Annotated in this window: 14 protein-coding genes, 1 pseudogene and 1 riboswitch; of the genes and pseudogenes, 6 read left to right on the top strand and 9 right to left on the bottom strand. The window is 66.5% G+C overall.

Annotated elements, in window-relative coordinates; genetic code table 11:
• Window positions 1-253: 253 nt before the first annotated feature.
• A complete protein-coding gene (locus CLV78_RS01375; RefSeq protein WP_106202981.1) occupies window positions 254-622 on the bottom strand; it encodes a hypothetical protein in 369 nt (122 codons plus the stop codon).
• Between the two features lie 16 nt (window positions 623-638).
• A complete protein-coding gene (locus CLV78_RS01370) occupies window positions 639-1,172 on the bottom strand; it encodes a DUF805 domain-containing protein (RefSeq protein WP_106202980.1) in 534 nt (177 codons plus the stop codon).
• A 181-nt stretch (window positions 1,173-1,353) separates the two neighbouring features.
• Window positions 1,354-1,580, top strand: a riboswitch (cobalamin riboswitch).
• 139 nt (window positions 1,581-1,719) lie between these two features.
• On the opposite strand from CLV78_RS01370, the gene CLV78_RS01365 reads away from it, so the two are divergent.
• The 6 genes and pseudogenes from CLV78_RS01365 to CLV78_RS01340 all read left to right on the top strand — a co-directional run bounded on the left by CLV78_RS01365 (window position 1,720) and on the right by CLV78_RS01340 (window position 6,182).
• Entirely contained in the window at window positions 1,720-2,511 is a 792-nt protein-coding gene (locus CLV78_RS01365) for a DUF4198 domain-containing protein (RefSeq protein WP_106202979.1), read from the top strand.
• A gap of 6 nt (window positions 2,512-2,517) precedes the next feature.
• Complete coding sequence (cbiM, locus tag CLV78_RS01360) at window positions 2,518-3,135, top strand: cobalt transporter CbiM (RefSeq protein WP_106202978.1); 618 nt, start codon at window positions 2,518-2,520, stop codon at window positions 3,133-3,135.
• Window positions 3,132-3,938 carry a cobalt ABC transporter permease gene (locus CLV78_RS01355; protein WP_425427902.1) on the top strand — a complete coding sequence of 269 codons (807 nt, stop codon included), beginning with the start codon at window positions 3,132-3,134 and terminating at the stop codon, window positions 3,936-3,938. Before cbiM ends, CLV78_RS01355 begins: the two co-directional genes overlap by 4 nt.
• Window positions 3,935-4,729, top strand: coding sequence for a cobalt ECF transporter T component CbiQ (cbiQ, locus tag CLV78_RS01350; protein WP_106202977.1), 795 nt, complete (start codon window positions 3,935-3,937; stop codon window positions 4,727-4,729). The genes CLV78_RS01355 and cbiQ overlap by 4 nt, the downstream gene beginning before the upstream one ends.
• A 58-nt stretch (window positions 4,730-4,787) precedes the next feature.
• Window positions 4,788-5,396, top strand: a pseudogene (locus CLV78_RS01345) (energy-coupling factor ABC transporter ATP-binding protein); the annotation flags it as partial.
• A gap of 507 nt (window positions 5,397-5,903) precedes the next feature.
• On the top strand, window positions 5,904-6,182 hold the full coding sequence (locus tag CLV78_RS01340; protein ID WP_106202975.1) for a metal-sensing transcriptional repressor: 279 nt from the start codon (window positions 5,904-5,906) through the stop codon (window positions 6,180-6,182).
• A gap of 21 nt (window positions 6,183-6,203) precedes the next feature.
• Here CLV78_RS01340 and CLV78_RS01335 read toward each other — a convergent pair whose 3' ends face one another.
• From CLV78_RS01335 to CLV78_RS01305, 7 genes are read right to left on the bottom strand one after another with little or no spacing between them, the layout of a single operon-like run.
• Window positions 6,204-7,733, bottom strand: coding sequence for a UxaA family hydrolase (locus CLV78_RS01335; RefSeq protein WP_106202974.1), 1,530 nt, complete (start codon window positions 7,731-7,733; stop codon window positions 6,204-6,206).
• 18 nt (window positions 7,734-7,751) lie between these two features.
• Complete coding sequence (locus CLV78_RS01330) at window positions 7,752-8,669, bottom strand: carbohydrate kinase family protein (RefSeq protein ID WP_106202973.1); 918 nt, start codon at window positions 8,667-8,669, stop codon at window positions 7,752-7,754.
• Window positions 8,669-9,721, bottom strand: coding sequence for an ABC transporter ATP-binding protein (locus tag CLV78_RS01325; RefSeq protein ID WP_106202972.1), 1,053 nt, complete (start codon window positions 9,719-9,721; stop codon window positions 8,669-8,671). The genes CLV78_RS01330 and CLV78_RS01325 overlap by 1 nt, the downstream gene beginning before the upstream one ends.
• Before the next feature lies 1 nt (window position 9,722).
• Window positions 9,723-11,207 carry an argininosuccinate lyase gene (gene argH, locus CLV78_RS01320; protein ID WP_106202971.1) on the bottom strand — a complete coding sequence of 495 codons (1,485 nt, stop codon included), beginning with the start codon at window positions 11,205-11,207 and terminating at the stop codon, window positions 9,723-9,725.
• Window positions 11,204-11,653: a VOC family protein gene (locus CLV78_RS01315; RefSeq protein WP_106202970.1), complete on the bottom strand. Its 450-nt coding sequence runs from the start codon at window positions 11,651-11,653 to the stop codon at window positions 11,204-11,206. Before CLV78_RS01315 ends, argH begins: the two co-directional genes overlap by 4 nt.
• The gene (locus CLV78_RS01310; RefSeq protein ID WP_106202969.1) at window positions 11,650-12,525 is read right to left on the bottom strand and encodes a carbohydrate ABC transporter permease; all 876 of its coding nucleotides are present in this window, start codon (window positions 12,523-12,525) and stop codon (window positions 11,650-11,652) included. The genes CLV78_RS01315 and CLV78_RS01310 overlap by 4 nt, the downstream gene beginning before the upstream one ends.
• Window positions 12,522-13,412 carry a carbohydrate ABC transporter permease gene (locus CLV78_RS01305; protein WP_106202968.1) on the bottom strand — a complete coding sequence of 297 codons (891 nt, stop codon included), beginning with the start codon at window positions 13,410-13,412 and terminating at the stop codon, window positions 12,522-12,524. Before CLV78_RS01305 ends, CLV78_RS01310 begins: the two co-directional genes overlap by 4 nt.
• Window positions 13,413-13,430: the final 18 nt, after the last annotated feature.

Below are 13,430 nucleotides of genomic sequence, written 5' to 3'. Positions count from 1 at the left end.
GTCGGCGCAGCGTCTCTCCCGTTCAGCCTTGCGGCATCGTCACCCCGTCCCGTAGCAGCGACCGACAAGGCCGGCAAGAACCGACCGTGGGTCCGGGGGCCGCGACATGGGCGCACGCCGGGCGGACACCGGGATCACGACGCACCCGCGGACGCGTGGGGCGCGGCCACGGAAAAACCCCTGGTCACAGTGGCGAACCTGGCCCAGTCGCAGGCCCGATCGCGCTCCGGTCACGTCGCGGTCACGGGCTTGGTCACAGGCCCGGGCAATCCTTGGCTGCCGCGGTGCGGATGCGCTGGCGCCGTTGCAAGGTCTCGCGGCTGCTCCGCGCCGACTTGCTGGTGAGGCCCTTGACCTGCGCCAGCGTCGACGTGGACAGCTGCGCGATACAGGCATCCGGCACCCCCGCCCACCGCAGATCGAACGTCAACTGGGCGCGGAGCTGTTCGGCCCCGGCATTGGTTCCCGGACCGCTGTTCACCGGGGACGCCACTGCCACCGATCCGGCAGGCGTTCCGACCTGCACGGCTGTCGTCCTGCCAGACGCCCCCGTCGACGTCTCGCATCCCATCAGGGGAACACTGGCCAGCAGGGTGGCGAAAAGGAGGTGTCTGCGCTGCATGTGAGGGCCTTTCATATCAGGTCTGTGCGGGAGTGGTGGCGGGGGCCGGGCCATAGGCGTTGGCGCCGGGTTCGGACGGGCGCGTCAGCCACCACAACATGAGGATCGAGGCGACGAGCTGCGCGATCGAGAACGCCACGATGGTCGCCAGCCCGAAGGCCGCAGCCGGTGCGCGGAGGGTGTCGGGATCCGGTACCCCCTGTTCGATGGCGCCATAAGACATCACGCCGAGGAAAACGCTGATCATGAAAGCAAGCGAGATCAGCATCGGGATCAGCAGGTACCACCCCGGCCGGCCCGTATCCTGCAGGCGGCGCCACCCGGCGCTGAGCAATGGCAGGAACATCGCCAGTTGCCAGATGCCGGCAAAGGCGCCTCCGGGCTCGCCCGTCTCGGGATCGACGCCGAACATGGCCTGGTCGAGGACGCTTGCCACGAAGGACACGAGAACGACGAACAGCAGGAACCACCAGTATTCGGACCGGGGCGCCCTCCCGGAAAAGGTCGCGAATTTCGACAGGCATGTTCGAATCGATGTCCGGAAATCCATGGCAGGTCTTCTCTCCTTTGCTCGGCGCCAGCATCGAACGGATTTCGCAGCCCCGTCAATGCGTGACATGCGGATCCGCGGGTCCATCGCCCGTGCTTGCCCGTCAGGCAACGGACAGCACACGGCCAATTGGCCACGCCCCGCGGCCAATGACGGAGATTGACATCGCGCGGCGCGCGCGAAATGAAGGGGCATCTTCGGTTTCCCCGGCGGATGCAAGCGACGGGGAATTAAAAAGGGAACACGGTGTGGCGTACCCATCAGGGACCGAAACCGTGGCTGCCCCCGCAACTGTGAGCGGAGAGCGAAGCCGATAATGCCACTGGGGCCGCCGTCAAGGTGCCCCCGGGAAGGCCGGCCGAGCCGTGACCCGCGAGCCAGGAGACCTGCCGAGGCCACATGGGGCGTACCCCATGGTTTCCACCGGACGCCGGGGTGTGCGTCGGGCGCGAAGCGGGCCCCGGACGTTGTCCCCCCATTTCGAGCCAACTCTCCCCGTCCGTCCTTTCAGATCCGCCGCACTGCGGCATTTTGAGAGAGACGACGTATGACCATACGAAACCTGCTTCTGGCCACCGTGGCCAGCCTTGGCCTGGCAGGAGCCGCACAGGCCCACTTCCAGTTGGCCTACACCGCCGACACGTTGATCGAGACGCCGGGCGACATCCCGGTCAAGCTGATCTTCTGGCACCCGTTCGAGAATGGCCACGTCATGGACATGGGCGAACCGCAGGAGGTGTTTGCCGTGCACCGCGGTGACCGGATCGACCTGATGGACCGCCTCGCGCCGATCACCTTCACCGGCACCTCGAACGCGGCCGCGGCCTATGAGACATCGGTCCCTGTGAAACGTTCGGGCGACTACGTGCTCGTCGTGGTGCCGGCGCCGTATTTCGAGGAGAGCGAGGATATCTACATCCAGCAGCTCACCAAATCCTACCTGAACCGCAACGAGATGCCGACCGACTGGGACCAGCCGCAAGGGCTGGCGACAGAGATCCTGCCGCTGGTCAAGCCAACCAACGTGGTGGTGGGCTCGACCTTCACCGGACAGGTCCTGTCCGAAGGCAAGCCGGTCGCCGGTGCGGAGATCGAGATCGAGTTCATGGCCGCCGAACCGGACATGGAGAGCAACGCGCCGAAACCGGCCACCGCAGCCCCCATGCCCGGCGGAATGATCGTCGCGATTTCGGATGCCAATGGCTATTTCACCTTCGGCATCCCGCGCGCCGGTCACTGGGGGTTCGCCGCGCTCGGCACCGGTCCGCAGACCGAGTTCGAGGGCAAGGAACTGAGCCAGGACGCAGTGATCTGGATCCGCGCCTGGGACATGGAGTAGGCACCTATGCACATCGTTGACGGAGCCCTGTCCAACCCGGTCGTGATCGGCGGCGCCGTGCTTGCCGTCGGCGGGCTGGCGCAGGGGCTCCGGCACCTGCCGATGGAGAAGATCCCGGTCGCGGGCATGCTCTCGGCCGCCTTCTTCGTCGCCTCGCTGATCCACGTTCCGATCGGGCCGTCGTCGGTGCACCTCGTGCTGAACGGGCTGGCCGGGCTGGTGCTTGGCTGGGCGGCGTTCCCCGCGCTCTTCGTGGGTCTGCTGTTGCAGGCGGTCTTCTTCGGCTTCGGCGGGTTGACGGTGCTGGGTGTGAACACGGTGATCATCGCCGGACCGGCGGTCCTCGTCGGTCTGGCCCTCGGGCGCCGCATCCAGACCGCCTCGCTCAAGGGTGCGGCGGTCTGGGGGGCCATCGGCGGTGCGCTGGCGATCGCGCTGACGACTCTGTTCGTGGCCCTCGCGCTGACGCTGACCGGCGACGAGTTCATCCCGGCCGCCAGGCTCGTTTTCCTTGCCCACATCCCGGTCATGGCAATCGAGGCGTTGCTGACCGGCGCCGCGGTGTACCTCGCCAAGCAGGTGAAGCCCGAGCTGTTCGACAATATTGCGGGAGCCCGCACATGACCCGACCAATCCCCGGCCCCACCACCGGCCCCGGCGGTTTCGCCCCTGCATTCCCTGACCGTAGACGCCGTGCCGGGTCGGCGTTGCGCGGGCCTTCCGGCGGGTCGCCGACCCCACCGCGCGGCGCCGCCCTTGCCGGCGCCCTGAAAGGGGCCGCGCCTGCGATCCTCGCCATTGCCATCGCCTGCGCGCCCCTGCCGGCGATGGCGCACAAGGTCATCGCCTCCGTCTTTCCGTCGGGCACGGCCATCGAAGGAGAGGTCGGATTGTCCAACGGGGAGATGGCCGCCAACACGCTCGTGGAAGTCTTTGACAGCGACGGCGCAAAGCTGGGCGAGGCCTGGACCGACGGAGAGGGGTTCTTCCTCTTCCAGCCGACCGAGCCGGTCGCCCACATCTTCCGCGCCGATCTTGGCGCAGGCCACGTGGCAGAGATCACCATGATCGCGGAGGATGTCGCGGAAATCGTCGGCAAGGCCACCGGCCCGGACACGCCCGCAGCCGGCGCGACCATCGCCTTTGACAGCACGCCGGCAGAGGGCGGCACAGCGCCCGCTGCCGGCGCCGCGGCCGGTATCGCCTATGCGCCCACAATCAGCGTCGCCGCGCTCACCGACGACGAGAAAGCCGCCATCGCGAAGATCGTCCGCGACGAGACCCGCCCGTTGCGCAAGGAGATCGCCGCCTACAAGGAGAAGAACGACCTGCAATCGATCCTTGGCGGGATCGGCTATATCGTCGGTCTGTTCGGGATCGGCTTCTACCTTGCGGCACGGCGCAAGCTGAAGGAGGCCAGCGCATGAGCCCGGTCTTCACGACGCTCGACAAGCCGCTGAACCAGACCGGCGGGCGAGAGCAACTGAGCTGGCTGGGACGGATCGATCCCCGTGCCCGCATCCTCGCCGCGCTCGCCTTCGCCATCACCATCGTCGCCTGCGATAGCTTTCCGGTGCTGATCGGCGGGGTCCTGATGGCGCTGCTGCTGCTGGTGAACTCCCGCCTGCCCGCCCGCCGCACGCTCAAGCGCATGGCGACGATGGACAGTTTCATCCTGTTCATTCTCGTGCTGCTTCCCTTCACCGTGCCCGGCGAGCCGATGTTCACCGTGATGGGCCTGACGGCATCCTGGGAAGGGCTCTGGCAAGCCGTGGAGATCGGGTTGAAGGCAAATGCCGTGATCCTGGCCCTGATGGCGCTTGTGGGCACGATGGAGCCGGTCACGCTCGGCCACGCACTGCACGGTCTGAAAGTGCCCGAAACGCTGGTGCATCTGCTGATGTTCACCGTGCGCTACATCGACGTGCTGCGGGAGGAGTACCTGCGGCTACGGCAGGCGATGAAGGCACGCGGCTTCCGGCCTGCAACCAGTTGGCACAGCTACCGCAGCTTCGGCTACCTTGTCGGCATGATGCTGGTGCGGTCGATGGAACGCTCAGAACGCATACTCGGGGCGATGAAGTGCCGGGGGTTCACCGGCCGGATCACGCTGCTCGACCGGCACGCCTACGGCGCCCGCGATGCGGTCTTCGCGGCCGGGATCGCCCTGCTGCTGGTATCCCTCGTGATCGCGGAGGTCTCCCTTGGCGCTGTTTGAGCTGTCCGGCATCCATTTCGGCTACCCGCATCACCCGCCGATCCTGCATGGCGCCGGCCTCGTGCTGGAGCCCGGCGAGCGGCTGTGCATCACCGGGCACAACGGTGCGGGCAAGTCGACATTGCTGCGGATCATGGTCGGCCTGCTGCGCCCCAGCGCGGGAGAGGTGACGGCCTTCGGCCAGCGGCGCGAGGCAGAGGAGGACTTTCACGAGGTGCGCCGCCGCGCAGGCCTGGTGTTCCAGGACGCGGACGATCAGCTTTTCTGCCCGACCGTCGCCGAGGACATCGCCTTCGGCCCGCTCAACCTTGGCGCCAGCCGGGACGCGGCGATGGCGATTGTCGAGGATGTGCTCTCGCGGCTGGACCTCATGCATTTGCGCGACCGGATCACGCACAGGCTCTCTGGCGGTGAAAAGCGCCTCGTGACGCTCGCCACGGTGCTGGCGATGGACCCCGACGTGCTGTTGCTGGACGAGCCGACCAATGCGCTCGACGAAGAAAACGAGGCGCGGCTGGTGCAGATACTGCTGGCCCAGCCGCAGGCGATGGTGATCGTCAGTCACGACCCGCATTTCCGCAGCCGCCTGGGCACCCGCAGCCTGCGCCTTCAGGCCGGTTCCCTGGTGGAACCGGACCCGACTTGTCGCCACGCGGTCGACCACTGAAAGACCGGTGCCACGTAGGCCGGGGCGCTCCCGCCAGGATGGGCGCTGCCGCGCCCCAGCCTGTTGGGCCGGGCGCGCTTCGCGCGCGGGGGGCGCGAGGACGGCACCGGGCAATGCCTCCTGACCGGGGACACCGCGCAAAGACGCTGCGGCGGCACCATTGGCAATCGGGATGCTTTTCTCAGTTTGCCCCCCGCCAGTGCCGTCGTTGCCACGCGCGCCGGACGTCCCATCCCGTGGCCCCTTGGCGGGAGTGCGCTGTGGGAAGCGGCGCCGGTTGAGGCCAGCTATTCACCCAAAATGACCTCCCCCGAAAACCCTTGCGCGGGTTCGCGCGGGGGCGCGGCATCGTCGCCGGTTGTGGTCTGCACGCCAAACTCCGCCGTTTTCCTAGCGGGGACGTCCCCGACCGGCGCGCCTGGTGCCAACGGTCCCGCATGCCGACAGTCGGACGGCCAGATGCCCCGCCCCTTCCCCGGTCATCTTTTCATGGACAGGCCCCGGTGCATGGGCCATGACGAGAGGATGTCCCATGCCTCCCATCCCGCCATCGTCAAGCGCCTCAAACGGTCCGACGGACATCTCCGCAAGATCATCGCGATGATCGAAGAGGGGCGGCCCTGTGCCGACATTGCCCAGCAGCTCCACGCGGTGGAAAAGGCCGTCAACCAGGCCAAGAAGACCCTGATTCACGATCACATCGACCATTGCCTCGCGGATGTCGCCAGCCATGAGGCCCCCGGGGACCTCATCGGCGAGTTTCGCGAAATCTCGAAATACTTGTGACCCGCCTGCACCGCGCAGTCGTCACATCACCGCGCCGACCAGCCAGGGCGTGAATTCGTTTTCGCCATAGCCCAACTCCTCGCTCCGGGAGCGGTCGCCGGAGGCGACCTCCAGCAGCCGCGCGAAGATCCGGGCGCCCATCTCCTCGACCGGGACCCCTTCGGAGATCACCACGCCGCAGTTCATGTCCATGTCGTCGGACATGCGCGCATACATCTCCGAGTTCGTGGCCAGCTTCACCGAGGGCACCGGCTTGAACCCGAAGGCCGAGCCGCGCCCGGTGGTGAAACACACAAGGTTCGCCCCGGAGGCCACCTGTCCCGTGACCGAGGCCGGGTCGTAGCCGGGGCTGTCCATGAAGACGAAACCGCGTTCGGTCACCCGCTCCCCATATTCATAGACACCGGTCAGGTTGGTGGTGCCACCCTTGGCCACCGCGCCAAGCGACTTCTCCAGGATGGTGGTCAGGCCACCGGCCTTGTTCCCGGGCGACGGGTTGTTGTCCATCGAACCGTGGTTGCGCTCCGTGTAGCCCTCCCACCAGTGGAGGCGCTCCAGCAGCTTGTCGGCCACCGCGCCGCTGACCGCGCGCCGGGTCAGCAGATGCTCGGCGCCGTAGATCTCGGGTGTCTCCGCCAGGATCGCGGTGCCGCCATGGCGCACAAGCAGGTCTGCGGTCACACCAAGCGCCGGGTTCGCCGTGATGCCCGAATAGCCGTCCGAGCCGCCACATTGCAGCGCCAGCGACAGGTGCTCTGCCCCGACCTCCTGCCGTTCGATCCGGTTCGCTGCCGGCAGCATCGCCTCGATCCGGGCGATGCCCTCCGCAACGGCCTTCCGGGTGCCGCCCAGCTCCTGCATCACCAGCCGCTGGAAGCCCGGGCCTTCCTTCAACCCGTGCAGCTCCATCATCAGGCTGATCTGGGCCATCTCGCAGCCCAGCCCGATCATCACGACACCGGCAAGGTTGGGATGGGTGGCATATCCCGCCAGCGTGCGTTGCAGGATGGCGTAGCCCTCGCCGCCCATCGCCATGCCGCAGCCGGTGCCATGGGTGAAGGCGACAACGCCATCCACGTTGGGATACTCCGCCAGCCGCTCCGGCGTGAAATGTCCCGCGATCATGCGCGCCGCCGTCGCCGAGCAATTCACGGAGGAGACGACGCCGATGTAGTTCCGCGTTCCAACACGACCGCTGTCCCGGACATAGCCGCGGAAGGTCGCGCGTTCGGCCTCGGGCACGAACTCGGTCGGCACCGCATCCGCGCCCGGCGACAGGTCACGGTCGAAATCCGCCCGGTAGCTGCAATTCTGAACGTGAACATGGCTGCCCGCCGGGATCGCCGCCGAGGCGAAACCGATCACCTGGCCGTACTTGCGGATCGGATCGCCCGAGGCATGCTCCACCAGCGCGATCTTGTGCCCGCGCGGCACCTCTTCGACGGTGGTCACCCCTGCCGCGACCTCTCCCGCCGGCAGCTTCTTCAGCGCGACGGCGACGGTGTCGATTTCGTTCATACGGATGGCGGGCGGGGGCGTTTTCTGGATCATGCGCACCTTGTCGCGCCATCACCGGGCGGCTGCAAGTCCCCCAGGCGTCGCGGGTGCGAGAATCCGGCGGGCACGGGATGCGTTGAACCCACCCACGGCACCGACGGCCACGGCGCCGCAGCGGTTGCCGGCGGCAAGGCAGGCCTCCAGCGGGTCGCCGGAAAGCCAGCGGTGCAGGAAACCGGCGTTGAACGCATCGCCGGCGCCGGTCGTGTCGAGGACCTCGACCGGCTCGGCCGTCACCTCGATCCGCTGTCCATCCCGGCTGGCGCGGGAACCGTCACCGCCGCATTTCACCACGGTGAGCGGGGCCGCATCGCCGGAGGGCGCGGCGCCGAGCCCGGAAAGCCAGTGTTCTTCCGATTCGTTGGGCAGGAACAGGTCCACCGCCCCGATCAGCGGCGCCACCTCTGCGTTCAGCGACTCGTCCCAGCCGCAGTCGAGCGACACCGTCAGGCCGTTCCGCCGGGCCATGTCGAGCAGACCGGGCTGCTCCGCCAGTGTCGCAAGTTCGCCGATATGCAGGTGGCCGATCCCGAGCCGCCGGAGTGCCGTGTCCGAGACGTCGGGAACCGCCGCGCCGACCCTTCGGGTGACGAAGGCGCGGTCGCTGCTGTCCACCAGCGCGACGGTAAGTTGCGGATCCTCACTCTCTGCCGATGCACAAAGCGATGCATCCAGCCCTGCGCCGTCGATCTCCGCCCGCACCAGCGCCCCGAGCGGGCCGGAGGGTAGCTGCGCGGCAAGACAGACGGGTCGTCCGAGCGCAGCCAGATAGGCCGCAGTGATATAGGCCCCGCCGCCAGCCCGCAGCGCGACCCCGTCCGCGTAGATTTCTGTCCCGGGGCTGGGCATCCGGTCGAGACCGGAGAGGATCACGTCGCAATAAACCCGCCCGACGCAGAGCACGGCTTGCGGGCGATCGGGCTCCGGCATCAGATGGCCTCCCCCGTGGTGGCGTCGAAGACATGCAGATCCTCGGGCCGCGCGCAGAGTTCCACCCGCGCGCCGACCTCGGGCGGGACGCGCCCGTCGGCCTTGGCAATCACCTCGCTGCCGTCGACATCGACATAGATCAGCGTCTCCGGCCCCAGTGGCTCACGCACGGCCACTGTTCCGCCCAGAATAGGCACGCCCTTGCCCTCGTGCAGGTCGTCCGGGCGCACGCCGAGCGTGACGCCGCGTCCGGCTCCGGGGCCGCGCTCAAGGGCGACCTCCTGCCCGCTCGCCAGCCGGATCCCCTCGTCGGTGCCGACTGCAGGGAGCATGTTCATCGACGGCGCGCCGATAAACGTCGCGACGAAGGTGTTTGCGGGGGCATGGTAGACCTCCGCCGGGGTGCCCACCTGCTGGATCACGCCATCCTTCATGATCACGATCCGGTCCGCCATGGTCATCGCCTCCACCTGGTCGTGGGTCACGAAAACAATCGTGGTTCCAACACGTTGGTGGAGCTTCTTGATCTCCAGCCGCATCTGCGTGCGAAGCTGGGCGTCAAGGTTGCTGAGCGGCTCGTCAAAGAGGAACACCGCCGGGTCGCGCACCATGGCCCGCCCGATCGCGACCCGCTGCCGCTGCCCGCCCGAAAGCTGGCTGGGCTTGCGCGCCAGAAGGTCCTGCATGTCCAGGATCTTCGCCACCTCCTCGATCCGCGCGTCCTTCTCCGGCCGCGAAAGCGTGGAGGAGCGCAGCCCGAAACCGATGTTCCGGCGCACGGTCATATGCGGGTAGATCGCGTAATTCTGGAACACCATCGCGATGTCGCGTTCCTTGGGCTCCAGGTGGTTGACCACCCGGCCGCCGATCTCGATGTCGCCGGAGGTCGCCTCCTCCAGCCCTGCGATAAGGCGCAGCGTGGTGGACTTGCCGCAGCCGGACGGGCCGACGAGGACAACGAATTCTCCATCCCCGATCTCCAGGTCGATCCCGTGCAGCACGGTCACCTTGTCGTAGGTCTGGACAAGCTTGCGAAGCGCGAGGTTGGCCACGTCAGGACTCCATCAGTTTGGCAAAGGCAGTGTCGAGTGCACGGTCGGCGCCGGCTCGACGGCGTTTGCGGGCTAGGGCAGTTTCGGAAAAGCGGGACAGGGTGGAGGCATAGCCGGTGAGCGCGGTCTCCAGCGCCTCGGGAGCCGGCCCGCCGGGCCGGTTGCGTTTCTCCACGAAGCTGCTGGCGGAGACGGCATCGGCAAAGGCGGCCTCGCCCAGGGTCGTGGGCTGGCCGGTCTCTGCGCAGAACGCCTCCGCGAAGGCGCTGTAGCCTGCGCGCAGCGGTTGCCCGGCCGCGATGACGGCGCGGGCAGTGGCGGCGGCAACCTCGTGGGCCTGCCGGAAGCTCAGCCCCTCGTCGCGCACCAGCGTGTCGGCAAGCTCGGTGATGGTGATGCAGGCGGCGTCGGTGTTGGCCTGCACCCTGTCAGCGTTGATCGAACAGGCAGGCAGAAAAGCCGTCAGCAGCGCGATCACCCGCCCGCCGCTGTCGAAGGCGGCGAAGCCCGCCTGCTGCACCTCGCCCTCGCTGTCATTCATGTCGGTAAAGGGCGTGTTGTGCATCGTGTTCACGATGGTGTCGCAACGGCCGGCGGTGACGGAGGCAAGGTGGCGCATGTGTTCGATCGGCACCGGGTTGCGCTTCTGCGGCATGATCGAGGAAATCTGTACCAGTGCATTGGGCACGTAGAGCTGCCCGACCTCGAAGGAGGACCAGAAGGCCATGTCCTGGATCAGGCGGCCAAGATGCAGGAAGGGCAGTTTCAGTGCCGAGTAGAGCCCGGTGACATAGTCGACGGAGGCGATGCAGCCATAGGAGTTCAGCAGCGGCTCCGAAAACCCGAGCAGTTCTGCCACGCGGTGCCGGTCGACCGGGAAGCCCGACGTGGTGATGGCCGCGGCCCCCATCGGGCAGTGATCCAGCCCGTCCATCGCCTGCTCCAGCCGGGCGATGTCGCGCAGCAGCACCTCGATAGCGGCGGCGAGGTAGTGGCCAAAGGTCGTGGGCTGCGCCGGCTGGCCGTGGGTATAGGCCACGACGAGCGTTTCGGCCTCCGTGTTGGCTTTCTCGATCAAGGCATCGGCAAGGCCGCGCAGCGCGTCCAGCATCGCCTCCGCCCTTGGTTGCAGGGCGAGCTTGAACAGCGTGTGGTCCATGTCGTTGCGCGACCGCGCCGTGTGCAGCGCGCCGCCGAGATCGCCCAGCCGCCGCTTCAGCTCCGCCTCGACGAGGAAGAAGTAGTCCTCGTGTTCTCCGGTATAGGTGAGCGCCGGAATATCGACCTCGGTCTCGATCCGGTGCAACGCCCGGGCGAGATCCACCGCCTTGGACGGCTGGAGGATGCCGGTCTCCGCCAGCATGACGAGATGCGCCCGGTTGATCCGTGCCATGTCGGCGGCGAAATGCGCCTTCACCCCTTCGAAGAGCGGGGCCAGCACCGTGTCGCGATAGGTCGGGTCGGGGAAGGTGGTGGTGTCCGTCATGGGAGCATGTCCTTCAGCCCCGCCCGGACGGCGTCGTGTTCATAGGTTACCAGCTCCAGATGGTTGCCTGCGGGGTCGAGGAATTTGAACGTGATCGCCATTCCGTAGTCGTTGTGCCGGTCGCTGGTCAGGGCCGTGCCGTCGAGCGCCTGCAGGTCGTCATGCGGAAGAGCGGCCGCGAAGGCCAGGAAAGCGTCGGCCCCGGCGTGGAAGGCAACGGTGCGGTCGCCGCCGGTCGGCCTGTCGCCAACAAAAAGCGACACCACATGCGCGCCGCCGGTGCCCGGTGCCAGAAACACCGGATGGTCCGGGGCGGGATCGCTCTGCCGCCATTTCCCGAAGGGCTTCAGGCCAAGAACGCGATGATACCAGTCGATCGCCGCGGGCCTGTCGAGCACGTAGAGATGCACGTGATCCAGCCGATCTGTACGGACCAGCGGCGTCATCCCTTCAAACCCGCCATGACGACGCCACGGATGATGAACCGCTGGAAGATCAGGAACACCACCAACGTCGGGATCGTGGAGATCGCGGCACCGGTCATGATCAGCTCCCAGGCCACGTCGGCCTCGTCCCCGAAGGACGACAGCCCAACGGGCAGCGTGTACATTTCCACCGAGTTGGTGACGATCAGCGGCCAGATGAATGCGGTCCAGTTGCCGAGGAAGACGAAGATCGCCAGCGCGGCGAGCGCCGGGCGCACAAGCGGCATGGCGACGGTCCACCAGATCTCCAGCTCGTTCAGCCCGTCGATCCGCGCGGCCTCGATGAAATCGTTCGGCACGGTCTCGAAGAACTGCTTCATCAGGAAGGTGCCGAAAGCGGTCATCAGCCCGGGGAACATGATGCCCCAGTAGGTGTCCAGCCAGCCGAACTGCTGGCTCATCAGGTACCACGGGATCACCAGCATCTCCGTCGGGATCATCAGCGTCGAAAGGATGGCGATGAAGACGATGTAGCGCCCGGGGAAGCGGAACTTGCACAGGGTGTAGCCGACGAGGCTGTCGAAGAAGAGGTTGCAGATCGTGGTGATCGTGGCGATGACCAGCGAGTTGATGAACCAGCCATAGAAGCGCCCGTCCTCAAGGACAAAGCGGTAATTGTCGAGCGTCGGCTCCTTGGGGACGAGGTTCACGTCATAGACCTCGTGCGGCCATTTCAGCGACGTGGAAAGCATGTAGACGATCGGCATGATCATCGCGATCCCGCCAAGGAACAGGATCAGCCAGCGCAGGATCTGTCCCATGTTGGCGGGGCGTTTCGGCGCCTTGGTGGCCAGCAGCGTCTCGGAGGAGGCCCGGATGGCGGTATCGCTCATTTGCTGTCCCTCAACAGGTAGAGTTGCAGCAGAGAAACCGCCAGCAGGATCAGGAAGAGCACCACCGTCTGCGCGGCGGCATAGCCCATGTCGTAGTTGGTGAAGGCGCTTTCGTAGATCATCAGCACCAGCGGCTTGGTGGCGTTCAGCGGCCCGCCCGGGTTGTTCGTCGTCATGTTGAAGACATGGTCGAAGATCCGCAGGAAGCCGATGGAGCTGAAGACGACGATGAAGACGATGGTGGAGCGCAGCAGCGGAATCGTGATCTCCCACAGGACCGTCCAGTTGGAGACCCCGTCGATCCGCGCGGCCTCGTAATAGCTGCGCGGAATGGCGCGCAGCCCGGCCATGAAGATGATGATCTGGAAGCCAAGCCCGGCCCAGACGGCGGGCGCAAGGACTGACGGCAACGCGTTGGTGGTGGAGTTCAGGAACGCAATCTGCGGGATGCCGACACTGGCCAGCAGGTTGTTGAACAGCCCGATTGGCACTGGCTGGTAGAACCAGCGCCAGACCCAGGCCATCGCCACGGCGGAGGTCATGAAGGGCAGGAAATAGAGCATCCTCAGGAAGCCGTGCATGAAGCGCAGCTTGTCGAGGTGGTAGGCGATCACGAAGCTGATCACCAGCGAGATCGGCGTGCCGAGGATCAGGTAGACAAAGGTATTCTTGAACACTTTCCAGAACACCGGGTCATTGACGAGCTTGATGTAGTTTTCCCAGCCGGTCCACGTGCGTTTGCCCAGCAGGTTCCAGTCCTGGAACGAGATCAGGATCGCATTGCCCGTCGGGTAGAAGCGGATCACGCTGTAGAAGAGGACCGGCACGGCGAGGAACGCCCATGCCCAGACGATCTGCTTCTGGCGGATGGAGAGATTGCGGTACATTGAAGGCCCGGTGCCCAA

This window comes from Aliiruegeria haliotis, assembly GCF_003003255.1.
Taxonomy (GTDB): Bacteria; Pseudomonadota; Alphaproteobacteria; order Rhodobacterales; family Rhodobacteraceae; genus Tropicimonas; species Tropicimonas haliotis.
The sequence above is the reverse complement of the archived record's forward strand: the minus strand, read 5'-3'. Positions and strand labels throughout refer to the sequence as shown.

Bases quoted from the DNA above. Each gene is read 5' to 3' on its own strand.
- CLV78_RS01375 (WP_106202981.1), bottom strand. From the start codon at position 622: ATGCAGCGCAGACACCTCCTTTTCGCCACCCTGCTGGCCAGTGTTCCC.
- CLV78_RS01370 (WP_106202980.1), bottom strand. From the start codon at position 1,172: ATGGATTTCCGGACATCGATTCGAACATGCCTGTCGAAATTCGCGACC.
- CLV78_RS01365 (WP_106202979.1), top strand. From the start codon at position 1,720: ATGACCATACGAAACCTGCTTCTGGCCACCGTGGCCAGCCTTGGCCTG.
- cbiM (WP_106202978.1), top strand. From the start codon at position 2,518: ATGCACATCGTTGACGGAGCCCTGTCCAACCCGGTCGTGATCGGCGGC.
- CLV78_RS01355 (WP_425427902.1), top strand. From the start codon at position 3,132: ATGACCCGACCAATCCCCGGCCCCACCACCGGCCCCGGCGGTTTCGCC.
- cbiQ (WP_106202977.1), top strand. From the start codon at position 3,935: ATGAGCCCGGTCTTCACGACGCTCGACAAGCCGCTGAACCAGACCGGC.
- CLV78_RS01340 (WP_106202975.1), top strand. From the start codon at position 5,904: ATGGGCCATGACGAGAGGATGTCCCATGCCTCCCATCCCGCCATCGTC.
- CLV78_RS01335 (WP_106202974.1), bottom strand. From the start codon at position 7,733: ATGATCCAGAAAACGCCCCCGCCCGCCATCCGTATGAACGAAATCGAC.
- CLV78_RS01330 (WP_106202973.1), bottom strand. From the start codon at position 8,669: ATGCCGGAGCCCGATCGCCCGCAAGCCGTGCTCTGCGTCGGGCGGGTT.
- argH (WP_106202971.1), bottom strand. From the start codon at position 11,207: ATGACGGACACCACCACCTTCCCCGACCCGACCTATCGCGACACGGTG.
- CLV78_RS01315 (WP_106202970.1), bottom strand. From the start codon at position 11,653: ATGACGCCGCTGGTCCGTACAGATCGGCTGGATCACGTGCATCTCTAC.
- CLV78_RS01310 (WP_106202969.1), bottom strand. From the start codon at position 12,525: ATGAGCGATACCGCCATCCGGGCCTCCTCCGAGACGCTGCTGGCCACC.
- CLV78_RS01305 (WP_106202968.1), bottom strand. From the start codon at position 13,412: ATGTACCGCAATCTCTCCATCCGCCAGAAGCAGATCGTCTGGGCATGG.